The 23,009-nt window shown below is 74.7% G+C and carries 14 protein-coding genes and 2 pseudogenes; 6 read left to right on the forward strand and 10 right to left on the reverse strand.

The genetic code is table 11. The features are described 5' to 3' along the window. The first annotated feature begins 25 nt into the window (after positions 1-25). Positions 26-685, forward strand: coding sequence for an NUDIX hydrolase (locus ACLQ20_RS01425; protein ID WP_151456824.1), 660 nt, complete (start codon positions 26-28; stop codon positions 683-685). Here the strand turns inward: ACLQ20_RS01425 and ACLQ20_RS01430 are convergent. After that, positions 654-1,745 carry a mannose-1-phosphate guanylyltransferase gene (locus tag ACLQ20_RS01430; RefSeq protein WP_151456825.1) on the reverse strand — a complete coding sequence of 364 codons (1,092 nt, stop codon included), beginning with the start codon at positions 1,743-1,745 and terminating at the stop codon, positions 654-656. The two genes, ACLQ20_RS01425 and ACLQ20_RS01430, sit on opposite strands and share 32 nt — an antisense overlap. Before the next feature lie 61 nt (positions 1,746-1,806). Next, a complete protein-coding gene (locus ACLQ20_RS01435) occupies positions 1,807-2,952 on the reverse strand; it encodes a glycosyltransferase family 4 protein (protein WP_151456826.1) in 1,146 nt (381 codons plus the stop codon). 150 nt (positions 2,953-3,102) lie between these two features. Between ACLQ20_RS01435 and ACLQ20_RS01440 the strand changes: the two genes are divergently transcribed. Beyond that, positions 3,103-3,792: a TIGR03089 family protein gene (locus ACLQ20_RS01440; RefSeq protein WP_425853942.1), complete on the forward strand. Its 690-nt coding sequence runs from the start codon at positions 3,103-3,105 to the stop codon at positions 3,790-3,792. 253 nt (positions 3,793-4,045) lie between these two features. On the opposite strand, the gene ACLQ20_RS01445 is transcribed toward ACLQ20_RS01440, so the two are convergent. Together ACLQ20_RS01445 and ACLQ20_RS01450 are read right to left on the reverse strand one after the other, a co-directional pair. Beyond that, positions 4,046-6,064: an acetoacetate--CoA ligase gene (locus tag ACLQ20_RS01445; protein WP_425853943.1), complete on the reverse strand. Its 2,019-nt coding sequence runs from the start codon at positions 6,062-6,064 to the stop codon at positions 4,046-4,048. A 209-nt stretch (positions 6,065-6,273) separates the two neighbouring features. After that, positions 6,274-6,792, reverse strand: a complete 519-nt coding sequence (locus tag ACLQ20_RS01450; RefSeq protein WP_132233514.1) for an acyl-CoA thioesterase — start codon at positions 6,790-6,792, stop codon at positions 6,274-6,276. A gap of 23 nt (positions 6,793-6,815) precedes the next feature. On the opposite strand from ACLQ20_RS01450, the gene ACLQ20_RS01455 reads away from it, so the two are divergent. Next, the gene (locus ACLQ20_RS01455) at positions 6,816-7,478 is read left to right on the forward strand and encodes a hypothetical protein (protein WP_327030523.1); all 663 of its coding nucleotides are present in this window, start codon (positions 6,816-6,818) and stop codon (positions 7,476-7,478) included. A 76-nt stretch (positions 7,479-7,554) separates the two neighbouring features. Here ACLQ20_RS01455 and ACLQ20_RS01460 read toward each other — a convergent pair whose 3' ends face one another. Then, positions 7,555-8,718 (reverse strand): acyl-CoA dehydrogenase family protein, encoded by a 1,164-nt coding sequence (locus ACLQ20_RS01460; protein WP_132233510.1) that lies wholly within the window; start codon positions 8,716-8,718, stop codon positions 7,555-7,557. 250 nt (positions 8,719-8,968) lie between these two features. On the opposite strand from ACLQ20_RS01460, the gene ACLQ20_RS01465 reads away from it, so the two are divergent. Both ACLQ20_RS01465 and ACLQ20_RS01470 read left to right on the forward strand, forming a co-directional pair. Beyond that, a complete protein-coding gene (locus ACLQ20_RS01465; RefSeq protein WP_151457237.1) occupies positions 8,969-10,396 on the forward strand; it encodes a UDP-glucose dehydrogenase family protein in 1,428 nt (475 codons plus the stop codon). Between the two features lie 162 nt (positions 10,397-10,558). Beyond that, positions 10,559-15,475 carry an SCO7613 C-terminal domain-containing membrane protein gene (locus ACLQ20_RS01470; protein WP_327030522.1) on the forward strand — a complete coding sequence of 1,639 codons (4,917 nt, stop codon included), beginning with the start codon at positions 10,559-10,561 and terminating at the stop codon, positions 15,473-15,475. A 375-nt stretch (positions 15,476-15,850) separates the two neighbouring features. Here the strand turns inward: ACLQ20_RS01470 and purE are convergent, their stop codons facing one another. Beyond that, positions 15,851-16,342: a 5-(carboxyamino)imidazole ribonucleotide mutase gene (gene purE, locus ACLQ20_RS01475; protein WP_132233504.1), complete on the reverse strand. Its 492-nt coding sequence runs from the start codon at positions 16,340-16,342 to the stop codon at positions 15,851-15,853. A 40-nt stretch (positions 16,343-16,382) separates the two neighbouring features. Continuing rightward, positions 16,383-17,564, reverse strand: coding sequence for a 5-(carboxyamino)imidazole ribonucleotide synthase (locus tag ACLQ20_RS01480; RefSeq protein WP_327030521.1), 1,182 nt, complete (start codon positions 17,562-17,564; stop codon positions 16,383-16,385). Between the two features lie 88 nt (positions 17,565-17,652). On the opposite strand from ACLQ20_RS01480, the gene ACLQ20_RS01485 reads away from it, so the two are divergent. Next, complete coding sequence (locus ACLQ20_RS01485) at positions 17,653-18,303, forward strand: pyridoxine/pyridoxamine 5'-phosphate oxidase (protein ID WP_151454216.1); 651 nt, start codon at positions 17,653-17,655, stop codon at positions 18,301-18,303. 82 nt (positions 18,304-18,385) lie between these two features. On the opposite strand, the pseudogene ACLQ20_RS01490 reads toward ACLQ20_RS01485, so the two are convergent. The 3 genes and pseudogenes from ACLQ20_RS01490 to ACLQ20_RS01500 all read right to left on the reverse strand — a co-directional run. Beyond that, positions 18,386-19,090: pseudogene (locus ACLQ20_RS01490) on the reverse strand (hypothetical protein); the annotation flags it as partial. Positions 19,091-19,149: 59 nt separating this feature from the next. Continuing rightward, positions 19,150-20,380: pseudogene (locus tag ACLQ20_RS01495) on the reverse strand (thioredoxin domain-containing protein); the annotation flags it as partial. 71 nt (positions 20,381-20,451) lie between these two features. Further along, positions 20,452-22,914 (reverse strand): putative bifunctional diguanylate cyclase/phosphodiesterase, encoded by a 2,463-nt coding sequence (locus ACLQ20_RS01500; protein ID WP_425854232.1) that lies wholly within the window; start codon positions 22,912-22,914, stop codon positions 20,452-20,454. Between the last annotated feature and the right edge of the window lie 95 nt (positions 22,915-23,009).

Genomic DNA, 23,009 nt, shown 5'->3' on the forward strand with positions numbered 1-23,009 from the left:
AAGCGTCGGCTCGTACAGTGTCGACATGGCCGACTTCCCCACCGCCGCCTCCCGACCGACGGACGCGGAGCCGCACGCGGCCGCGCCCGCCGAGACGGACGAGGCGCGGCACGCCGAGGTGTACGCGGCCCTGCACGCCGACGCCGTCGCGACGCTGAGCCGGTGGGAGCCGACCGGCCCGGCCGCCGCCGAGGCCCGCGACCGGACGGTCGCGCTGCTGGCCGCCGGGCCGGTGGCGATGAGCCGGGCGCACCGGCCCGGGCACGTCACGGCGAGCGCGCTGGTGCTCGACGCCACCGGGTCGCGGGTGCTGCTCTGCCTGCACGGCAAGTTCCGGCGGTGGGTGCAACTCGGCGGCCACTGCGAGCCGGCCGACCGGACCCTCGCCGCCGCCGCCCTGCGCGAGGCCGGCGAGGAGTCCGGCATCGCCGGCCTGCTGATCGACCCCGTCCCGATCGACGTCGACATCCACCCGGTGAGCTGCCAGGGCGGCTCGCTGCATTACGACGTGCGCTTCGCCGTGCTCGCCCCGCCCGGGGCCGTGGAGCGGGTCAGCGAGGAGTCCGAGGCGCTGGGCTGGTTCCCGCCGGACCGGCTGCCGGAGCCGCTGGCCGGCGGGACGGCGCACCTGGTCGCCCCGGCCCTGGCGACGCTCAGACGAGCCCCTCTTCGCCCCGTTCCTTGAGCTCGTCGACGACCTTCTTCACGTCCTGCGCCCGGTCGCGGGGGCAGACCAGCAGCGCGTCCGGGGTGTCGACGATGACCAGGTCGCGCACGCCGACGGCGGCCACCAGCCGCCCGGAGTGGGGCACCACCACCAGTCCGGCGCTGTCCCGCAGCAGCACCCCCGGCTTGGCGTCGGCGCCGAGCACCACGTTGCCGTCCGCGTCGGCGGGCAGTACCTCGCCCAGGGTGTGGAAGTCACCGACGTCGTTCCAGCCGAAGTCGCCCGGCACGGTCGCCACCCGGCCGGCGGTCGCCGCGCCCTCCATCACCGCGTAGTCGACGGAGATCTTCGGCAGCGTCGGCCAGACCGTACCGAGCACGTCGTCCTGCTCCTCGGTGCCCCACGCCTCGGCGATCGCGACGATCCCGGCGTGCAGGGCGGGCTGCTGGCGAGCCAGCTCGGCGAGGAACACGTCGACCCGCCACACGAACATGCTGGCGTTCCAGAGGTGCCGCCCAGAGCGGAGGTAAGCCTCGGCGACCTCGGCGCTCGGCTTCTCCTTGAACTCGGCCACCGGCCGCAGCGGGCCACCGTCGACCGGGTCGCCGGTCTGGAGGTAGCCGTAGCCGGTCTCGGCCCGGGTCGGGGTGATGCCGACCGTCATCAGCAGGCCCTGCTCGGCGCCGCGTACCGCCTCCCGGACGACCTCCCGCCAGCGCTCCGGGTCACCGATCAGGTGGTCGGCGGCGAAGGAGCCCATCACCGCCTCCGGGTCGCGCCGCGCGATGACCGCGGCGGCCAGGGCGATCGCCGCGCACGAGTCCCGGGGCGAGGGCTCGACCAGGATGTTCTCCTCCGGCAGCCCGGCGAGCTGGCGCGCCACCGCCGTCACGTGCGCGGTCCCGGTGACCACCAGGGTGCGTTCGGCGGTGGTCAGCGGACCCAGCCGGTCCACCGTCGCCTGGAGCAGCGAGGCGGCGGAGCCGGTCAGCGGGTGGAGGAACTTGGGATGGCCGGCGCGGGACAGTGGCCACAATCTCGTGCCACTGCCACCCGCCGGGATCACGGCGTAGATCACCCGCACATCATGCCCGATTCGCCTGACCGGGGACGCATTCTCGCGCCGCCGGCCACGGCGGTCAGGCCCGGGCCCGGCTCCAGGCGGCGATGTGCACCTCGGCGCTGGACTCCCAGGTGAACTCCTTGGCCCGGTCGAACCCGGCCTTGGCCAGGGACAACCGCCGCTGCTCGTCGTCGAGCAACGCGGCCAGGTCCGTGGCGATCTGGTCGGGCGCCTCGCTGGTGTACGCGACCGCGTCGCCGCCCACCTCCGGCAGCGACAGCCGGGGCGTGGTGAGCACCGGGGCGGCGCACGCCATCGCCTCCAGGATCGGCAGGCCGAAACCCTCCCCGTAGGACGGGTAGGCGGCCACCAGCGCCCCGCCGAGGAAGCCGGGCAGGTCCGCGTAGCGGAGATAGCCGGGACGGAGCAGCCGCAGGTGCGACGGGACCTCCGCCACCGCACGGTCGATGTCGTCGTCGTGCCCCTGGCCCCCGGCGATCACCAGGGCCGGCGGATCCGCCCGGTCGGCCACCGCGCGGGCCCAGCCGCGGATCAGGTTCGGCACGTTCTTGCGCGGCTCCTTGGCCCCGAGGAAGGCCACGTAGTTGGTGCCGCCGAGCCCCAGCCGGGCCCGGACCCGGGCCTTCTCCTCGTCGCCGGGCGCGTGGAAGGCAGCGTGGTCGACGCCGTGGTAGGCCACGTCGATCCGGGTGGGGTCCGCGTCGAGCAGCCGGATCAGCTCGTCCCGGGTGGCCTTGCTCGGCACGATCACCCGGTTGGCGCGGCGCAGCGAGGTCTTGATCGCGCTGCGGAAGAAGGTGCGCCGCGACTTGTCGTAGTGCTCCGGCTCGGTGAAGAACGTCGCGTCGTGCACGGTCACCGTGACGGGGCAGCCGGCGCGCAGCGGGCAGGTGTAGAAGGGCGAGTGCAGCACCTGCGCGCCCACCTGCTGGGCGAGCAGCGGCAGGCCGGTCTGCTCCCAGGCGAGCCGGGCGGGGCGGTGCGCGACGGCCGCCGGGGCCGGGACGATCTCCGCACCGGGCAGCATCCGGGTGTAGCGCTCCAGGTCGGTACGCAGGCAGACGACGGCCAAGTCCACCCCCGATCCGCACACCTTGCCGAGGGCCCCGAGCAGGCCGTCGACGTATCGACCGACACCACCACGGTCGACGGGGACACTCGTGGCGTCGATGAGCACGCGGGGCGGGCGGCCGGCGGTCACGGGGCGACTCCTTGAACTGACGGAACTGTGGGGAACAACACTCCGGCAAGCCTACGCCGGAGCCCGGCGCGGACGCTGACTGCGACCCGACGGTACGCCGACTTCTCGCTGTCATCGAGTACGGCCGCCGGGCGCGTATCGTTCGCGCCGATGGCCGACAACATTGCCCGGGTCTTCGCCGACGCGATCGCGACCGACCCGACCCGACCGCTGCTGACCTGGTACGACGACGCCACAGGCGAACGGACCGAACTCTCCGGAGCCACGCTGGCGAACTGGGTGGCCAAGACGGCCAACCTGCTCGTCAACGAGGTGGCCGTGGGCCCCGGCGACGTCGCCGGGGTGTTGCTGCCCCCGCACTGGCAGACCGCCGCGGTGCTGCTCGGCTGCTGGTCGGCGGGGCTGACCGTCGCCGACACGCCGGGCGACGTGGACGTGCTCTTCACCGCCGCGACCCGGGTGGCCGAGGCGGACGCCTGGTCGGCGGGCGAGCGGTACGTCCTCGCCCTCGACCCGTTCGCCCTGCCGATGCGGCAGGTGCCGCCCGGCTTCGCCGACTACGTGTCGGAGGTACGCGCCCACGGCGACCACTTCAGCCCGTACGCCCCCGGCGGCCCGGGCGAGGCGGCGCTGCTGGGCCGCGCGACCGCCCGCGCCACGGAACTGGGCATCGCGTCCGGCGACCGGGTCCTGATCGACACGGGGAGGTATCCCGATCCGGTCGACTGGCTGCTCGCCCCGCTGACCGCCACCGCCACCACGGTCCTCTGCGCCAACCTCGACCCGTCCACCCTCCCCACCCGCACCACCACGGAACGGGTGACCCGCCCTCTCCCCTGACGCCCCACCCCTCCCACCCACACCCAGCCCGCCCCACCCCACCTCGGCCGCCCCGTCCCACCTCGGCGTCGATCATGGAGTTGTGGTGGACGGAAGACGTCGTTACGCCTCTTTCGCGGGGCACCACAACTGCATGATCGACGCCCCCCGGCGCAGTGATGCGCGGCCGGGGCAGCGACGCACGGGCCGGGGCGGCCACGCGCGGCCGGGGCGGCGAACGCGCGGCCGGGGCGGGAGCGGGATGGAGTGCGGGTCAGGGGCGGGGGGTGCGGGTCTGGGCGAGGGTGGCGAAGGCCGTGAGGGACTCCGGGTTGGCCAGGGCGCCCCTGGCCGCCGCCGAGTCCACCGGGGTGCCCGTGAGGATCTTCTTCACCGGCACCTCCAGCTTCTTCGCCGACAGGGTGCGCGGCACGGCCCGTACCTGGTGGATCTCGTCCGGGACGTGCCGGGGCGACAGCGCCGTACGCAGCTCGCGGCAGATCTTCTTCCGCATCGCGTCGTCCAGCTCCAGGCCCTCGGCGAGCACCACGAACAGCAGCAGCTCACCGGCGCCGCCCTCGTCGTCCTCCAGGTGCACGACCACCGAGTCGACGACCTCGTCGAGCCCCTCGACCACGGAATAGAACTCGGCGGTGCCGAGCCGCACGCCGCCCCGGTTGAGGGTGGCGTCGGAACGGCCCGTGATCACACAGCCGCCCCGGTCGTTGATGGTGATCCAGTCGCCGTGCCGCCAGACGCCCGGGTACAGGTCGAAGTACGCCTCCCGGTAGCGGGTGCCGTCCGCGTCGTTCCAGAAGCCGACCGGCATGCTCGGCATGGGCTCACTGATCACCAGCTCGCCCAGCTCACCGACGACCGGCGTGCCGTCGGCCGAACGGGCCTCCACCTTGGCGCCGAGCGCCCGGCAGGTGATCTCACCGGCGTGCACCGCCAGCAGCGGCACGCCGCCGACGAAGCCCGTGCAGACGTCCGTGCCGCCCGAGAGCGACTGGAGTTGGAGGTCGTCGCCGACCGTCTCGTACACCCAGGTGAAGCCCTCGGCGGGCAGCGGCGCGCCGGTCGAGCCGACCCCACGCAGCGCGGAGAGGTCGGCGGTCTCCTTCGGCACCAGCCCGGCCTTGCGGCAGGCCAGTAGGAACGGCGCGGACGTGCCGAGGTACGTGGTGCCGGTCTCCCCGGCCAGCCGCCACAGGGCGCCCAGGTCGGGGTGGCCCGGGTTGCCGTCGAAGAGCACGATCGCCGCGCCCACCGCCGGCCCGGAGACCAGGAAGTTCCACATCATCCAGCCGGTGGTGGTGAACCAGAAGAACCGGTCCGCCGGGCCCAGGTCGTGGTGCAGGGCGAGCATCTTCAGGTGCTCCAGCAGGATGCCGCCGTGGCCGTGCACGATCGGCTTCGGCAGCCCCGTGGTGCCGGAGGAGTAGAGCACGTAGAGCGGGTGGTCGAAGGGGACCGGCGTGAAGGTCAGCGGCTCGTCGGTGTCGGCGGCCAGCTCCGACCAGGCCAGCGCTCCCTCGAACGCGCCCGCCGGCCGGTCCGGAGCGTCGCCGGACGGCGCGGTGGCCGGATCCCCGGCCGGGTCGAGGTAGGCGATGCCGACGGTGTGCTTCACCGACGGCAGGGCGGCCCGGATCGCGGCCACCTCGCCGCGCCGGTCGACCGGCTTGTCGCCGTAGCGGTAGCCGTCCACCGCGACGAGGATCTTCGGCTCGATCTGCTGCCACCGGTCGGTGACGCTGCGGGTGCCGAACTCCGGCGCGCAGGAGGAGAAGATCGCGCCCAGGCTGCTGGTGGCGAGCAGCAGCACGTACGTCTCGGGGATGTTGGGCGCGTAGGCGGCGACCCGGTCGCCGGCGGTGACGCCGAGCCGGCGCAGCCCGGCGGCCACCCGGCGGACCTGCTCGCGCAGTTCGGCGGCGGTGAGGGTGACCGGCGCCCGGGTCTGGCCGTGCGCGATGACGACCGGGTCGTCGTCGGCCAGGCCCGGCATCCGCAGCACGTTCTCGGCGTAGTTGAGGGTGGCGCCGGGGAACCATCTGGTCCCGGGCATCTCCCGGCCGCTCAGCGTGGCGGTCGGCGGGGTGTGCGCGACCACCTCGAAGTGGTCCCAGACCGACCGCCAGAACGCGTCCAGGTCCGTGACCGACCAGCGCCACAGCTCGTCGTAGTCGGCGAAGTCCAGCCCCCGGTGCTCACGCAGCCAGCGCAGGTAGCTTCCGATCCGGGACCGCTCGCGTACGTCCGCCGGCGGCGTCCACAGCACGTCACCCACTGCTCCACCCTCCCCTGGCCCCGCACGACACTGTGAAATGGGCCGTGGCGCCATCTTGCCCTACCTCAGAGCGCCATTCTCCGCACCCGACCTCCGTCGGCGCACGTGCCGAACCCACATGCCCTACCGCCCTGCTGTGTGTGCCGCGTCAGGAAGGGCGCCTTCCTGACGCTCTCAGTAGAGAGGAAGGGGCCCTTCCTTGCACCCGGTCAGCCGGCGCGGTGGGCCTGGATGGCGCGACGGCGGGCCAGCCGGTGGGCGCGGCGGATCTCCGCCTCCCGGAACCGGCGCTCGTCCTCCGGGCCCTCCGGCAGCACCGGCCGGACCGCCCGCGGCGCGCCGCCGAGGTCGACGCCCACGAAGACGAGGTACGCCGTGGCCACCCGCACCGGCTCGTCCTCGGCCGAGTCCCACCGCTCGGCCACCACCCGGACGCCGACCTCCATCGAGGTCTGCCCCGTCCAGTTCACCTGGGCGTGCGCGTGCAGCAGGTCACCGACCCGGACGGCCTCGGTGAAGACGATCTCGTCGATGGCCGCGGTGACCGCCGTGCCGCCGCTGTGCCGGGCCGCGGCGGCCCCCGCCACGTCGTCGATGAACTTCATCAGCACCCCGCCGTGCACGGTGCCGTACAGGTTGACGTCGACCGCGGTCATGATCCGGCTCAGGGTGACCCGGGAGTAGGAGGTCGGCTTGCCGGCCGGCGCGGTGGAGGGGTGCTCGGTCATGTCGAAAACGGTACGGTGCGCGGATGCGACATCTCTGGAGCTTCCTCGCGGGGTTGGTGGTGGCGCCCGTCACGTGGGTGCTGGTCACCCTCGGGCAGGACGGGTCGGCGGGCACCGTCGACCGTTGGGTCGAGATCGGCACGTCGAACTCGGCCAATCTCATCGAGCCCGCCGTCTACCTCGCCGTCGGCGGGGTCCTGCTCGGCCTGCTCGGCACGCTGCGCACGTCACCGCTCGGCCCGCTCGTGGCCGGGCTGCTGCTCGCCACCCCGTACGTCGCGATGTTCGTCGCGCCCTTCGAGGTGCGGGACCGCATCCCGGACGGCTGGAAGGTCTTCGGCGACCCCCTGCCGCTGCACCTGCCCGTGGAGAACGGCACGCTCTTCCTGATCGGCCTGCTGCTGGTCGTGGCCACCTTCAGCGGGCAGCGCTGGCGGCGCTGGCCCCGACCGGCGGTCGAGCCGACGCCGGCGCCCGCCGAGGGGCCGGAGCGCAACGACTTCACGCTGACCGACTGGCCGCCGGCCGAGCCGACGGACCGGGACACCGCCCCGCCGAGCCTCGGCTACCCGGACCCGACGCCGACGGAGCCGCTGCCGCGCCGCACCGGCGGGGGGTCGCCGTGGTCGGCGCCGCCGCGCACCGGCAACCGGCCGGAAGAGGACACGACGACCGAGATCCGGTGACGCCCCGGCCGCACGCGCGCCGGGAGCCGGGTGAGGATGCGGGCGGGCCGGACGACCGGCCCGCCCGCCGACCGGCTCAGCCCTTCAGGAGCTGGCGGGCCATCACGATGCGCTGCACCTGGTTGGTGCCCTCGTAGATCTGCGTGATCTTGGCGTCCCGCATCATCCGCTCGACCGGGTAGTCCCGGGTGTAGCCGTAGCCGCCGAGCAGCTGCACGGCGTCGGTGGTGATCTCCATGGCCGCGTCCGAGGCGAAGCACTTGGCCGCCGCGCCGAAGTAGGTCAGGTCGGCGTCGCCCCGCTCGGACTTGCCGGCCGCTGCGTACGTCAACTGCCGGGCCGCCTCCAGCTTCATGCCCATGTCGGCGAGCATGAACTGCACGCCCTGGAACTCGGCGACCGCCTTGCCGAACTGCTTGCGCTCCTGGACGTACCCCTTGGCGTAGTCGAGCGCGCCCTGGGCGATGCCGATGGCCTGCGCGGCGATGGTGACCCGGGTGTGGTCCAGGGTCTTCATGGCGGTGCCGAAGCCGGTGCCCTCGGCGCCGATCATGCGGTCCGCGGGGATCCGGACGTTGTCCAGGTAGACCTCGCGGGTCGGCGAGCCCTTGACGCCGAGCTTCTTCTCCGGGGCGCCGAAGCTGACCCCGGCGTCGGACTTCTCGACCACGAAGGCGGAGATGCCCCGGGACCGGGCCGACGGGTCCGTCACCGCGAAGACGGTGTAGAACTCCGACACCCCGGCGTTGGTGATCCAGCGCTTCACGCCGTTGAGCACCCAGTGATCGCCGTCACGCACCGCGCGGGTGGTCATCGACGCCGCGTCGCTGCCGGCCTCCGGCTCGGAGAGGCAGTACGAGAACATCGCCTCGCCCGCCGCCACCGGGGTCAGGTAGCGCCGCTTGAGCTCCTCGGAACCGGCCAGCAGCAGCGGCATGGTGCCGAGCTTGTTGACCGCCGGGATCAGCGAGGACGAGGCGCAGGCCCGCGCCACCTCCTCGATCACGATGGCCGTGGCCAGGGCGTCCGCGCCCGCACCGCCGTACTCGACGGGGACGTGCGGTGCGTGGAAGTCGGCGGCCCGCAGCGCGTCGTACGACGCCTTCGGGAACTCGCCGGTCTCGTCCGCCTCGGCGGCGTGCGGCGCCACCTTGGCCGCACAGACCTCACGGACCGCCTCCCGGATCGCCTCGTGCTCCTCGGGCAACCGGTAGACGTCGAACGACTGCTCTGCGGCCATGTCGGCCCCTCCCCTTCACCGCTATCATGCGCAGTCTGTAGCGTCTCCTGACCGCCGACGGCGCAGACTGAAGGATAGCGACCCGGTTCGGGGTCATGTTACCGCCGCGTAGCCTTGGACGTGGCGGAGCGCCGACGCCGCCCGGCGACGATGGAACAGGCAGACGTTAGAGTCCCTCCGGTGCCCGCCCAGGCGCCGCAGCAGAACGCGACGCGACGACGCGACGCCAGCGCGAGCGGAGAAGACAGGCGTGACGATCCCGTACCCCAACACCCAGCCGATGCCCGCCATCGCCGCGGTGACGCCCCCCTCCGGCGCGCAGCGACCGCGGGTGACCTTCCTGGGCACCGGCTATCTCGGCGCGACCTACGCCATCTGCTACGCGGAACTCGGCTACGAGGTCCTCGGCTTCGACGTCGACGCCGACAAGATCGCCATGCTCAACGCCGGCGAGGTGCCGATCCACGAGCCCGGGCTCGACGAGCTGCTCAAGCGCAACCTGGCGGCCGGGCGGCTGCGGTTCAGCACGGACATCTCCGAGGTGGCCGACTTCGGTGACGTGCACTTCATCTGCGTCGGCACGCCGCAGCGCGCCGACGGGATGGGCGCCGACCTGTCGTACGTCGAGGCGTCGGTCACCAGCCTGGCCCAGCACCTGACCCGCAAGGCGCTGATCGTCGGCAAGTCGACAGTGCCGGTCGGCACCGCCGAGTGGGTGGAGCAGCTGGTCAGCAAGCACAGCCCCGCCGACCTGGGCGTCGAGGTGGCGTGGAGCCCCGAGTTCCTCCAGGAGGGCTTCGCCGTCGACGACGTGCTGCGGCCCAACCGGATCGTCGTCGGCGTCAAGAGCGAGTGGGCCAACGGCATGCTCTACGCCGCCCACAAGGGCGTCTTCGACCTGGCTGCCACCGAGGACCGCGAGGTGCCCCTGGTGGTCACCGACTTCGCCACCGCCGAGCTGGTCAAGGTCGCCGCGAACGCCTTCCTCGCCACCAAGATCTCCTTCATCAACGCGATGGCCGAGGTCTGCGAGGCCTCGGGCGGCGACGTCACCCACCTCGCCCGGGCCATCGGCTTCGACCCGCGCATCGGCAACCGGTTCCTCCAGGCCGGGCTCGGCTTCGGCGGCGCCTGCCTGCCCAAGGACATCCGCGCGTTCCAGGCCCGCGCCCAGGAGCTGGGCGCCGGGGAGGCGCTGCGCTTCCTGCACGAGGTCGACCTGATCAACCTGCGCCGCCGGACCCGGGTGGTCCAGCTCGCCGCCGAGCTGCTCGGCCGCCGCTCCGGGCCCGCCGGACCGGATCTCTCCGGCACGCGCGTGGCCGTGCTCGGCGCGACCTTCAAGCCCAACACCGACGACGTACGCGACGCGCCGGCGCTCTCCGTCGCCTCGCTGCTGCGCAAGGCGGGCGCCGACGTACACGTCTACGACCCGCAGGGCATGGAGCGGGCGCGCGCCGTGGCGCCCGAGCTGGTCTACGAGCCCGGCATCAACGAGGCCGTGACCGGGGCTGACCTGGTCTGCGTACTCACCGAGTGGGCCGACTTCCGCAACGCCGACCCGGTGGCCCTCGGCGAGCTGGCCGCCGGACGCAAGGTGGTCGACGGCCGCAACTGCCTGGATTCGGCACTGTGGACGCAGGCCGGCTGGGAGTACCGCGGCATGGGCCGCCCCTGACGATCGACGACCGACGGCCGGTCGCGGAGCACGCTCCGCGACCGGCCGTTCGCCGTACGCGTGGACGATCTTTGCCCCGGACCCGCCGACAACTGTCGAAATCCGCGCCCACATTGGGCATGCTGCCAAGGTGGGAGTCCACAGTGCGGGTGGAGGGGTGTCGTGGCGAGCTTTCAGTGCTCCTCGTGCGGCCGGGAGATCAAACCGGCCGCCAGCTGCCCGCACTGCGGTGCGCACCAGCCACAGTGGGTCGAGCACCTGGCGGAGATCGAGCGCTCCATCGCGGAGATGAAGGCCCGCGAGGCCGCCATCGCCAGCGAGCAGCGGCAGATCGCCGCCAAGATGCAGGCCGCGCTCTTCCAGCGGGACATCCTCGCCCACGCCGGTGAGGAACGTCTCAAGCAGGCCACCCGCCCCCGTCGGGTGCTGCGCCGCAGGCCGGGCCGCCGGCCGCCCACGGCCGCCACCGGCGCCCCGCCCCGGGTCCCCCGGCAGGGCACCCCGGCCGCCCCCGAGGACCCGCCGCCGCCCCCGACGTCGACCGCCACCTGGCTCGACGCCGACGACCCGGAGCACCCCCCGGAGGCGTCCTCCCGCGAGGTGCAGAACATCCCCCTCGGGCTCGGCGCGCTGCTGCTCGGGGTCGCCGCCGTGGTCTTCGCCGCGGTGGCCACCAGCTCGATGGACGCGCTGGCCCGGCTGGGCATCCTGCTGCTCGCGACCGTGCTGATGCTGCTCGCCCCGCCGGTGCTGGCCCGGCGCGGGCTCACCTCGACCGCCGAGACCATCTCCGCAGTCGGCCTGCTCCTGGTGCCGCTCGCCGGGTACGCGCTGTGGGCGGTGGACCGGATCGGCAACGGCGGCGCCTCGGGCGCGATCTTCGCCGGCGTCATCTTCGCCGTCACCGCCGGCGTCTCCTTCGGCTACGCGGGCTGGACGGGGCTGCGCGCGCCCCGGTTCGCCACGGTGCTGGCCGCGCAGCCGGTGCTGCCGCTGCTGGCGTCCGACCGGATCACCGGCCCGGCCGGCTGGGCGCTCGTGCTGACCGCGGTGGCCCTGCTCGACCTCTGGCTGGCGCGGTCCGCGGTCACCGTGGAGCGGCCGGTCCGGCGGGACCTGCCCGGGCCCTCGGCGGCACCCGCCGGGTCCCCGGCCACGCCCCGGCAGCGCCGCGCCGACAGCCGGCCGGAGGGGGCGCCCGAGGAGGTCGGCGAGGTGGTCGACGGCGGGCTGCCGGCGCACGAACGGGTGCCGGCCGCCCGCCCGGTGCCGTGGCTGCGCGAGCTGACCTGGGTGCTGCACGGGGTGGCGGTCGCCCTCGCCCTCGCGTACGCCGTCTCCGCCCTGCTCCGCGCGGGCACCGTGCCGGTCGCCACCGGGGCCGGCGTGGTGCTGCTGCTGGCCGCCGCGGTGGGGCTGGCCGGGACGCTGGTGCTGCGCCGGCCGCCGCTGCCCGACCTCGGCGCCGGGATCTTCACCCTCGCCGTGATCGGCGCGCTGAGCCGGATCGCCTCGGTGGCGTTCCCCGGGCGGGCGCTGCTGCTGATCGCGGCGGTCATCACGCTGACCGGGCTGGCCGTGCGGGCGGTGCCGGAGGCGGCCCGCCGCGGGCCGCAGCTCGCCTCGGCGGTGGCGCTCACGGTCAGTGGGGTGGTGGTCGCCGGGGGCGCCCTGCGCGCCGGGGTCGCCCCCGTCCGGGCCGCGCTGCCGGCCTGGGCGGCCGACCTGGACCGCTACCCGGCCGAGCTGTCGGCGGCCGTCGGACCGGCAGCCTGGCAGCTCGCCGCGAGCGCCTTCCTGCTGACCGTCGCCGCGGTGCTGGCCCTGCCGCCCGAGATCCGCCGGGAGTTCGCCGTGGTCGGCGCGGCGCTGACCGCGCTCGCCGTACCGGCGTCGTTCGGTCTCGGCTGGGCGGTGGCGCCCTGGCCGATGGTGCTGACGGCGGTCGGCATCGGGGTGGTCGGGCTCTCCGCCCGCACCGAACGCGCGGCGCTGGCGCACGCGGCGACCGCCGCCGGCGTCGGCCTGTTCGGCGCGGGCGCGGGACTGGCCCGGCCGGCGCTGACCACCGCGGTCCTGCTCACCCTGTTCGCCGCCGGGGTCCTGGTCGCCGTGGCGCCCCGGATGCGGCTCGCCCCGGCGGCGGCCGACACCGTCTCGGCCTGGGCGGCCGGGGGCGCGGCGTTCGCGCTGCCGGGCGCGGTGGCCGCCTTCGTCGCCGCGACCGTGCCGGTCGACCCGACGCCCACCCCGGCGAGCCTGCGCGAGGTCACCGTCCCGGTGCTCGCGGCCAGCTTCCTGGCGGTCTGCGTCACCCTCGGGCACGCCGCCATCGTGCAGGTCTCCCAGCGTCGCATCCCGACGCCGCTGGCGGTGGGTACCGCCCTCGGCGCGGTCACGGTCACCGCCGCCGCCTTCGGGGCCCCGGGCGCCACCGCCGCCGACGCCTGGGTCGGCGGCCTGCTGCTCGTCGCCGCCGCGATGGTGGTGTTCGCCGGTCCCATCGACGCCGGCCGGCGCTCCGACCTCACCCTGGACGGCTCCGACCTGGCCGCCGCGGCGGTGACCGCCGCCCTGATCGCCACCCTGGCCCGGATCGCGGCCGTGCTCGCCCCCGGCGGGCAGCTCGCCGTCGCCGCCGCGCTGGTGCTGGTGGTGGCCGTGGCCGCCCGGGCCATGCCGGAGGAGTGGCGACGGGGGCCGATCGTCGGCCTCGCCGTCGGCGGCGTGCTGATCGGGCTGCTGGCCGGCTGGAGCGCGCTGCGGGGCGGCCTGGGGGTGCTCGCCACCCCGGGCCCGATCTGGGCCGGTGACCTGACCGGTTGGCCGGCCGGGCCGACAGGTGGGTCGACGTGGCAGGCCCCGGTCGCGCTGGCCCTGCTCGGCGTCGCCGCCGCCGTCCTGCTGCCGCCACCGTGGAAGTACGACGTGTCGGGCGCGGCGGCCGTGCTCGCCACGATCGGCGCGCCGGCCGCGTTCGACCTGCCGTGGTGGTCGCCCGTCCTGGTCGGCGGCATGGTCGCCACGGTCTTCGGGGCAGCCGCCGTGGCCGCGGTCGACCCCCGCGCCGGCCTGTCCCGGGCGGTCGTGGCCGGTGTCGTCGCCCTGCACGCCGCCGGGGCGGGACTGGTCCGGCCGTGGACCACCGCGCTGGCGCTTGGCAGCATCGCGCTGATCGGCATCGTGGTGGCGGCGCTGGCCCGGTCGCTGGCCGTGCCGCTGGTGGAGGACATCGAGACCGAGGGGATGCCGCCGCACCTCGCCCAGATCGGGGGCGCCGCAGCCGGTGCCGCGCTGCTCGCGTTCCCGGGCGCCGTCGCGGCGCTTGCGGCCGAGTTCGGGCGCGCGCCGGAGGTGCTGCTCACCGCCGCGTTGGCCGCGTCGAGCCTGGGCCTGGCGGCGGTGGCCGCCGTCCGGCGACGGATCCCGCAGTACCTGCCCTGGGCGAGCGCGGCGGTGGTCGGCGGCGCCACGGTGAGCGCCCTGGCCGCCGTCCCCGCCGGCATGCCCGTCGGCGTCTACGCGGCCGCGGCGGCCCTGCTCGGGGTGCTCGCCGAGCTGGTGCGGGGCGCGACGGAACCGCCGGTCGGCGCGGCCCAGCCGGTCCGGCGCTGGTCGGTGCTGCTCGACGGCGCGCTGCGGCGACTGCCGGACGACGGCACGCGGCGCCGCTGGCGGGTCAGCCCCGCCGCCGGTGCGCTCGCCGCCGCCGCGCTGCCCACCGCCCTGGCGCTGGTGTCGATCGCGCCGTCCCTGGTCGTCGCCCTGGTCGACCCGCACCGCAGTCTCGGCCGGGTCTGGCAGGGGCCGCCGCCGGAGCTGCTCACCCCGCCCCCCGACGCGGTCGACGCGACCCACGTGCTGACCGCGCTGCTGCTCACCGCGACCGCCGCGCTGGCCGCCACCGGCTTCAGCGGCGGGCGACGCTCCCGGGCCGTGCCGGTGGTGCTGCCCGGCGCCGCCGTCACCCTGCTGATCACCCCGGTCTCGCTCGGCAACGGCTGGCCGGCGAGCACCCTGGCGGCGCTGTCCGTGTTCACCATCTCGATGCTGGGCCTGGCGCTCACCCCGCCCCCGCCGCTGGCCGAGCGGGCCCGCTCGCTGCGGCTGGCCCGGGTGCTCGTCTTCGCCATCGGCCTGGCCGCCGGAAGCGCGGGCCTGGTCGGCGGCCTGGCGACGCGGGAGCTGACCCTGTTCACCCTGGGCGGCGCGGTCGGCGTCGGCGCGGTGGCCGCGATCTTCGGCACCACCCAGCGGGCGCGCATCCTCGGCTGGCTGTTCGCCTCGCTGATGGCGCAGCTCTTCGTGCTCACCGCCGGCCTGGTGGCCGGCCTCGCGGCCGTCTGGTCCGCGTTCGGCGTACTGGCGGTCGGCGCGGCCCTCCAGGTGTTCGCCGCGACCCTGCCCCGGCTGCGTCGCCCCGAGGCCCAGCGGGAGGCGGCCACCGTCGAGTGGAGCGGGTACGCCGCCGCCCTGATCGCCCTGGCGTTGGCGTTCGACTCGCCCCGGCACATCGCGGCGCTGCTGGCCGCCTGGGGTGCGGTGCTGGGCGTGGCGGCGACCCGACCGGGCCGCCGGCCGGTGGAGCGGCGCATCCTGTTCTGGGCGGTGGTGGTCTGCGAGATCGCCGCCTGGTGGATCCTGATGCGGGTGGCCGACGTGGCGCTGCCGGAGGCCTACACGCTGCCCTTCGCGGCACTCGCCCTGCTCGTCGGCGTGCTGGAGTTGCGGCACCGGCCCGACCTGAGCAGCTGGGTCGCGTACGGGCCCGCGCTGGTCGCCGCGTTCGTGCCGACCCTGGCGATCGTGCTGGCCACCGACTCCAGCACGCTGCGCCAGGTGCTGCTGCTGCTCGGCGCCGTGGCCGTCCTCGTCTTCGGGTCGATGAGCCAGCAGCAGGCGCCGGTGATCGTGGGCGCCGCCGTGACGGCGATCGCGGCGGTGCACGCCCTGTTCAGCCTGGGCCCGTGGCTGGCCCTGATCCCCGTCGGCATCCTGCTGCTGGCGCTCGGTGCGAGCAACGAACGCCGGCGCCGGGCCCAGGAACGCCTCCAGACGGCCCTGCGCGGCATGCGATGAGATCGGCGGGGGTCCGTCCCCCGCGATCAGTTGCCACTGCTGATTGGCCCCGTCGAGAGGCCGGCCGTTGGATCACCGATTGGATCACCGATCCGGAGAACACGTAGCGTGACTCCTCGGCTCGACCGGGCACATGCCCCGTCTCCCCTTTGCTCTGCACCCATCGATGCAACAGTCACCGTGCGTGACGAATGCTTGAGGCGTCAACCACCGTGACTGTGCGAAAACCCCAGCTCAGGGCGCTGGTGCGCGGAGGCATGCAGAGCAAAGGGGCGGAGGAGGAGTTGGCTCCCCGAGCCGTCACCGTAACCCTGCGCAACCCCGGCGTCCGTCACCCACAGCGACGAGTCCCAGGGTCCGGCCGGCGCGGAGACGTCAGGCGAGAGAGGCGCGCAGGGCCGCGTCCTTCTCGGCGACCAACTGCTCCAGGTCGGCCTGGTAGGCCGACATGCGGTCGAGCAGGGCGCGGTCGGCGGCGGCCAGGATGCGGACGGCGAGCAGCCCGGCGTTGCGGGCGTTGCCGATCGACACGGTGGCCACCGGCACGCCGGCCGGCATCTGCACGATGGAGAGCAGCGAGTCCATCCCGTCGAGGTGCTTCAACGGCACCGGGACGCCGATCACGGGCAGCGGGGTGACCGAGGCGACCATCCCGGGCAGGGCGGCGGCGCCACCCGCCCCGGCGATGATGACCTTCAGGCCCCGGTCGGCTGCGGCGCGCCCGTAGTCGATCATCTTGATCGGGGTACGGTGCGCCGAGACGACCTCGACCTCGTACGGCACCTCGAACTCGTCCAGCACCTCGGCAGCGGCCTTCATCGTCGGCCAGTCCGAGTCGCTGCCCATGATCAGTCCAACGGTGCTCACGCGTGCCTGCCTCTCACTCGCGACTGCGGGGCCCGCAAGCTCACGCCCGCCCCTCCCGCAACCAGCGGGCGGCTCGCGCGGCCCGCGTCCGTACGTCGTCCAGGTCGTCCCCGAGCACCGTGACGTGCCCGATCTTGCGGCCGGGCCGCACCTGCTTGCCGTAGAGGTGCACCTTGGCACCCGGCTCGGCCGCGAAGAGGTGGTGCAGCCGCTCGTCGATCGACATCCCGCCCGGCTCGCCACCGAGGACGTTCGCCATCACCACCACGGGAGCGGTCAGCGAGGTGTCGCCCATCGGGTAGTCGAGCACCGCCCGCAGGTGCTGCTCGAACTGCGACGTGCGTGCGCCCTCGATGGTCCAGTGCCCCGAGTTGTGCGGCCGCATCGCCAGCTCGTTCACCACGATCCGGCTACCCCCGGGCGCGGCCCGGTCGGCGACCTCGAACAGCTCCACGGCGAGCAGGCCGACCACGCCGAGCGCGGTGGCCAGGTCGATGGCGAGCTGCTGGGCGGCGACCGCCAGCTCCTCCGGCAGGCCCGGTGCGGGGGCGAGCACCTCGACGCAGATGCCGTCGCGCTGCACCGTCTCGACCACCGGGTACGCGGCGACCTGCCCGAACGGCGAGCGCGCCACCTGCACGGCCAGCTCCCGGCGCAGCGGCACCCGCTCCTCGACGATCAGCCGGGTGCCACCGGCCAGCAGGGTCGTGGCCAGCTCCTCGGCCTGCGCCACGTCGTCGACCATCCAGACGCCCCGGCCGTCGTACCCGCCGCGGGCCGCCTTGAGCACCACCGGCCAGCCGATCTCGTCGCCGAACGCCACCAGGTCGGCGGGCTCGGCGACGGGTCGCCACGCCGGGTTCGGCGCGCCCAGCTCGCCGAGCCGCTCCCGCATGACCCGCTTGTCCTGGGCGTGCAGCAGCGCGTCGGCCGGTGGGAAGAGCTTCACGCCCTCGGCGGCCAGCGTGCGGATGTGCTCGGTGGGGACGTGCTCGTGGTCGAAGGTGACCACGTCGCAGGCCTTGGCGAAGGTGCGCAGCGCGGCGAGGTCGGTGTGGTCGCCGTACTGGACGTCGGCGGCGACCAGCGCGGCGCCGTCGTCGGGGGCCAGCGCGAGCACGCGCAGCGACTGGCCGAGGGCGATCGCGGACTGGTGGGTCATCCGGGCCAGCTGGCCGCCGCCCACCATGCCGACAACGGGCAGACCGGTACGGGAATCCATAGCGGCGCCAGCCTATCGGGACGCCCCGCCACCTGCGCCGCCGGATGGCGCATCGAACACCCACCCCCGCTGCTGAAAGGATCATGGCATGACGATTCGCAGTCTGCTCCGTGGCCTGCCGGTGCTCGCGCACGACATGCCGTCGTTCGATCCTGCCGCCGCCCCGGCCGAGCCGCTGGCCCTCTTCGTCGAGTGGATGGCCGGTGCGATCGACGCGGGCGTCGACGAGCCGCACGCGATGACCGTTTCCACCGTCGACGCCGACGGCATGCCGGACGCCCGGGTGCTGATCCTGAAGGACCTCGACGAGGCCGGCTGGCACTTCGCCACCAGTTCGGCCAGCGCCAAGGGCCGCCAGCTCGCCGAGAACCCCCGGACCGCGCTCAGCTTCCACTGGCGCGAGCAGGGCCGCCAGGTCCGGGTGCGGGGAATCGCCGCCCCGGCGGACCCCGACGTCTCCCGGGCCGACTTCCTGGCACGGCCCGAAGGGTCACGGATGGCCGGACTGGCCGGCCGGCAGAGCGACGTGCTCACCGACCGCGCCGAGTTGGACCGCGAGCTGGCCCGGATCCGGAAGCGGCTGGCCACCGACCCCGATCTGGTCGCCAAGACGCACACCGTCTACGCGGTCGCGCCGCACCTCGTCGAGTTCTGGCAGGCGGACGCGCAGCGCCGGCACGTCCGGCTGCGCTACCGCCGCACCGGCACGGGCTGGGAACGCGAGCAACTCTGGCCGTGAGCACCGGCACGGACCGGAGGCACCCCCGCACCCAAGCGGCAGCCTGAGCGACGGCCGGAAGCCTCAGGGCCGGGTGAGAGCGTCAGCGCCGGCCGAGCTGGGCGACCAGGTCGTCCACCGTCGTCACCGGGCGCTCGCAGACGAAACCCCGGCAGGCGTACGCGGTGGGCCGCCCGTCGACCATCGGCCGGTCGGCGAGCAGCGGCACCCCGGGCTGGCCCGGGCGGCCCGCCACGATCACCGCGCCGGGCGGGGCGTGCCGGTGTGCCGCCGCGACCAGTGGGTCCCCGGTCGGCTCGTCGGTGACCACCGCGACCTCGTACGGCCCGGAGAGCAGCGCCTCGCCGACGGTGGCCGCGTAGCCGGTGAACCGGGCGTGCCGGCCGACGATGGGCGCCACGGTCGACAGGGCGGCCTCGGCGGCCTCCCGGTAGCGGGTCTCCCCGGTCAGCGCCGCGTACGCGACCAGCGCCGCGACTATCGCCGAGCGCCCGGACGGGGTGGCGTTGTCGGTGGGGTCGGCGGGGCGGCTGACCAGGCGTTCGGCGTCGTCGGCGGTGTCGTAGAAGGCGCCGCCCGGCGCGGCGAACCGCTCCAGCGCGACGTCGAGCAGTCCACCGGCCAGGGTCAGCCAGCGGCCCTCCCCGGTGAGCTGGTGCAGGGCGCAGAACGCCTCGGCCACGCAGCCGTGGTCCTCCAGCACCCCGGCCGGCTCGCCGACGACGCCACCGCGCGATACGCGGCGCAGCCGCCCGGCCACGATGTGGCGGTCGGCCAGCACCTCGCCGATCCGGACCGCCGCGGCGGCGGTGACGGGATCCCCGGTGAGCGCGGCGTGCTCGACCAGCGCGGTGACCGCGAGCCCGTTCCAGGCGGCGACCACCTTGTCGTCGCGGGCCGGTTGGGGTCGGGCGTCGCGGACCTCGCGCAGCCGGGCCCGGATCCGCTCCCACCGGGCGGCCACCTCAGGGGCGACGTCGTCGACGTCCCGGGCCAGCCGCAGCACGCTCGTGCCGTGCTCGAACGTGCCCTCGTCGGTGACCGCGAACAGGTCGGCGGCGAAGCGGCCGTCGTCCTCCCCCAGCACCTCGACGAGCTGGGCCGGCGTCCAGGAGTAGGTGAGCCCCTCGACGCCCTCGGTGTCGGCGTCGAGGGCGGAGGCCAGGCCGCCCTCGGGGGTGCCCAGGTCGTCGATCATGAACGCGGCGGTCTCGGCGGCGACCCGGGCGGCGAGGGAATCGCCGGTCAGGCGCCAGAGCTGGGTGTACGCCCGCAGCAGCAGCGCGTTGTCGTAGAGCATCTTCTCGAAGTGCGGCACGGTCCAGTGCCCGTCGACGGAGTAGCGGGCGAAGCCGCCGGCCAGCTGGTCGTAGATGCCGCCCCGGGCCATCGCCTCGCAGGTGTGCCGGGCGATCTCCAGGCTGCGCGGCGAGCCGGTGCGCTGGTGGTGCCGCAGCAGGAAGAGCAGGTTCATGTGCGGCGGGAACTTCGGCGCACCGCCGAAACCGCCGTTCACCTCGTCGTACTCCTTGGCGAGCTGGTCGGCCGCGGCGTCGAGCAGCGCGGCGTCCAGCGGCGCGGTGGGCCCGCCCACCGCCTGCGCGCCGCCGATCGCCTCGACCACGGCGGCGCCCTGCTGGACGACGGCGTCGCGCTGGTCCCGCCAGGCCGCGGCGACCGACTGGAGCAGCCGGATGAAGTTCGCCCGGGGGAAGTAGGTGCCGCAGAAGAACGGGGTGCCGTCGGGCGTGGCGAAGACGGTCATCGGCCACCCGCCCTGCCCGGTCATCGCCTGGGTGGCGGTCATGTAGACGGCGTCGACGTCGGGGCGTTCCTCGCGGTCCACCTTGACGCAGACGAAGTCGTCGTTCATGAGCGCGCCGACCTGCTCGTTCTCGAACGACTCGTGGGCCATCACGTGGCACCAGTGGCAGGCGGCGTAGCCGACCGAGATGAGCACCGGCACGTCCCGGCGTTTCGCCTCGGCGAACGCCTCGTCGCACCACGGCCACCAGTCGACCGGGTTGTCGGCGTGCTGGAGCAGGTACGGGCTCGTGGCGTCAGCGAGTCGGTTCACCCGACGACCATAACCACCCGGTGACGCGCCCGCCCGCGCTCCGACGTGGACCGGCCGTGCGGCGGGTGGGGTCAGGAGGCGCCGTCGGCGCGCAGCGGGAAGACGTTGGGGCGGGCCTCGTCGAGCAGGGTGCCGAGGACCGCGCCGATCTTGTCGGCCGGCATCGGCTTGAAGAAGTGGTAGCCCTGGGCGGCCGTGCAGCCCAGCTCGGCCAGCGCGAGGCGTTGCTCGGCGGTCTCCACGCCCTCGGCGACCACCCGTAGCCCCAGCTCGTGGGCGAGGCCGACGGTGGTCCGTACGATCGCCGCCGCCTCCGGGGAGTCGGCCATCCGGATCACGAAGGAACGGTCCACCTTGAGCTCGTCCACCGCGATCCGGGTGAGGAACGTCAGCGACGAGAAGCCCGTGCCGAAGTCGTCGACGGCGAGCTGCACGCCCATCGACCGCAGGGTGGCGAGCACCTCGTCGATGACCTCCAGCTCGCTCATCACCACCGTCTCGGTGATCTCCAGGACCAGCCGGTCCGGCGGCACCTGGTGCCGGCGCAGGGCGTCGGCGATCTCGGTGGGCAGGCGGGGGTCGAGCAGGCTGCGCGCCGACAGGTTGACCGAGATCGGCACGTCGAGCCCGTCGCGGGCCCAGCCGGCGGCGACGGCGAGCGCCTTGTCCAGCACGTAGCGGGTGAAGGTGCCGAGCTGCTCGCTGTTCTCCACCGGGCGGATGAAGTCGTGCGGCCCGAGCCAGCCCCGGCGCGGGTGCCGCCAGCGGATCAGCGCCTCCACCCCCGTCGGGGCGCCGGTGGTCAGGTCGACCGCCGGCTGCAACGCCAGCACGAGCTGGTCGTCGGTCTTCAGCGCCTCGCGCAGCTCCGCCAGCAGGGCCAGTTGGTCGGTGCTGGCGGCGTCCCGGGCGGAGTCGTACGCGGCGACGCTGCCGCCGCCCTCCTTGGCCTGGTACATGGCGATGTCGGCCCGGCGCAGCAGCTCGGTCAGGTCGGCGGTGCCGGCGTCGGCGACCACCACCCCGACGGAGACCTCGACGGACATCCGCACCCCGGCCACCTCGGTCGGCGCGGCGAGCCGCTCGGCGATCTCGCGGGCCTGCCGCAGCGCGTACGCCATGGGGGCGGCCCGGTCGCCGATCACCGGGACCGACGTCAGCAGCAGCGCGAACTCGTCGCCGCCGAGGCGGGCGAGCAGGTCCCCGGGGCGGGCGAGGGCGCCCAGCCGGTTGGCGGTCAACCGCAGCAGCTGGTCGCCGGCCGCATGCCCGAGGGTGTCGTTGACCTCCTTGAATTGGTCGATGTCGAGCAGCAGCAGCGCCACCGGGTGGTCGTGGGCGAGCTGGCGCAGCGCCTGGTCGCCCTTGCTGAGCAGGGCCGACCGGTTCACCAGCCCGGTGAGCTGGTCGTGCACCGCCTCGTACGACGAGCGGGCGGTGACCAGGCGCAGCTCGCGGTGGGTCGCGGCGTCGTGCAGCGCGGCGGCGAGCGCGTCGCCGAACGCGGCCACGGCGTCGCGTTCCCGGGCGTTGGGTGGCGCGCAGCGCGGGAACCGGACCCGCAGCTCGCCCACCCGGGAGGCTCCCACGGAGAGGGTACGCACCAGCTCGTGGTCCTCCGGCTCGGTCCGGCCGGGCGGTGCGACCTCCCGGTCGACCAGCTGGCCGCCCGGGTCGCCCCGGTAGCGCCGCCACCGGCCGTCGCCCCGGGCCACGTCGACGTCGACGAGTTCGGCGTTGAACAGGGTCAGCGCGCCCGTCACGGCGGCCGTGGCGACGCCCCGCTCGTCGAGCTGGTTGAGCGCGGCGGTGGCCTCGGCGAAGGCCCGCCAGGTGCGCCGCTCCTGGTCGGCGCGGAGCCGGTGCCGGTAGGTCTGCTGGAGCAGCCAGAGCGGCGGCGGGAGCAGCAGCAGCCAGCGCGCGTCGAGTTCCAGCAGTGCCACCACGACCAGGCCGACGGCCACGTTCCCGACGAACATCAGCAGCTTGCCCCGCAGCGCGGCGAGCAGCGGCGGCGCCACGGGGATGCCGTGCCGCAGCGCCAGGGTGGCGCCGCCGAGCCAGGCGGTGGCGAGAAGGTAGGCGACCGAGCCCGCGAGCACGGCCAGGGCGAGCGCCGGGGTCGGCGTCGCCAGCAGCGGCTCACCGAGCACGGTGGCGACGGAGACGGCCAGGGCGGTGGCGGCGGTCAGCGACGCCGTGATCCGGACGACCTCCAGCACCGGCCGCCGGTCGCCGAGCAGCGACATGGCCGACCAGGCGAGCGCGGCGCCGAGGAGCGCGGCGGAGGGGAGCCAGCCGGTGGGCGTCAGGTAAAGGCAGATGATCAGCGCGGCTTCGCCCCAGGTGATGCTCACCATCCCGGCGGCGGTGCGGAAGCGCAGCCGGGCCAACTGGGCGACGGCGAACACGGCGACGGCGAGGCCGAAGCGGGCCGGCCCGCCGAGCGGGTCGTCGGCGGGAAGGTGGGTCGGGGCGGTCCACCCCAGCCCGGCGGCGACCAGCGCGGTCAGCGCGACGGCAGCGGTGAGCAGGAGCAGCCGCGCGGGGGTGCCGCGGGCTTCGACCCGGTCGGTCGACTCGCCGGCCCTGCCGGAGGTCACCGGGCCGCTCCGCCTGCGGGCCGCTC

The sequence above is a fragment of the Micromonospora sp. DT46 genome, from assembly GCF_049841735.1.
Taxonomy (GTDB): Bacteria; Actinomycetota; Actinomycetes; order Mycobacteriales; family Micromonosporaceae; genus Micromonospora; species Micromonospora reichwaldensis.

Bases quoted from the DNA above. Each gene is read 5' to 3' on its own strand.
- ACLQ20_RS01425 (WP_151456824.1), top strand. From the start codon at position 26: ATGGCCGACTTCCCCACCGCCGCCTCCCGACCGACGGACGCGGAGCCG.
- ACLQ20_RS01440 (WP_425853942.1), top strand. From the start codon at position 3,103: ATGGCCGACAACATTGCCCGGGTCTTCGCCGACGCGATCGCGACCGAC.
- ACLQ20_RS01450 (WP_132233514.1), bottom strand. From the start codon at position 6,792: ATGACCGAGCACCCCTCCACCGCGCCGGCCGGCAAGCCGACCTCCTAC.
- ACLQ20_RS01455 (WP_327030523.1), top strand. From the start codon at position 6,816: ATGCGACATCTCTGGAGCTTCCTCGCGGGGTTGGTGGTGGCGCCCGTC.
- ACLQ20_RS01460 (WP_132233510.1), bottom strand. From the start codon at position 8,718: ATGGCCGCAGAGCAGTCGTTCGACGTCTACCGGTTGCCCGAGGAGCAC.
- ACLQ20_RS01480 (WP_327030521.1), bottom strand. From the start codon at position 17,564: ATGGATTCCCGTACCGGTCTGCCCGTTGTCGGCATGGTGGGCGGCGGC.
- ACLQ20_RS01485 (WP_151454216.1), top strand. From the start codon at position 17,653: ATGACGATTCGCAGTCTGCTCCGTGGCCTGCCGGTGCTCGCGCACGAC.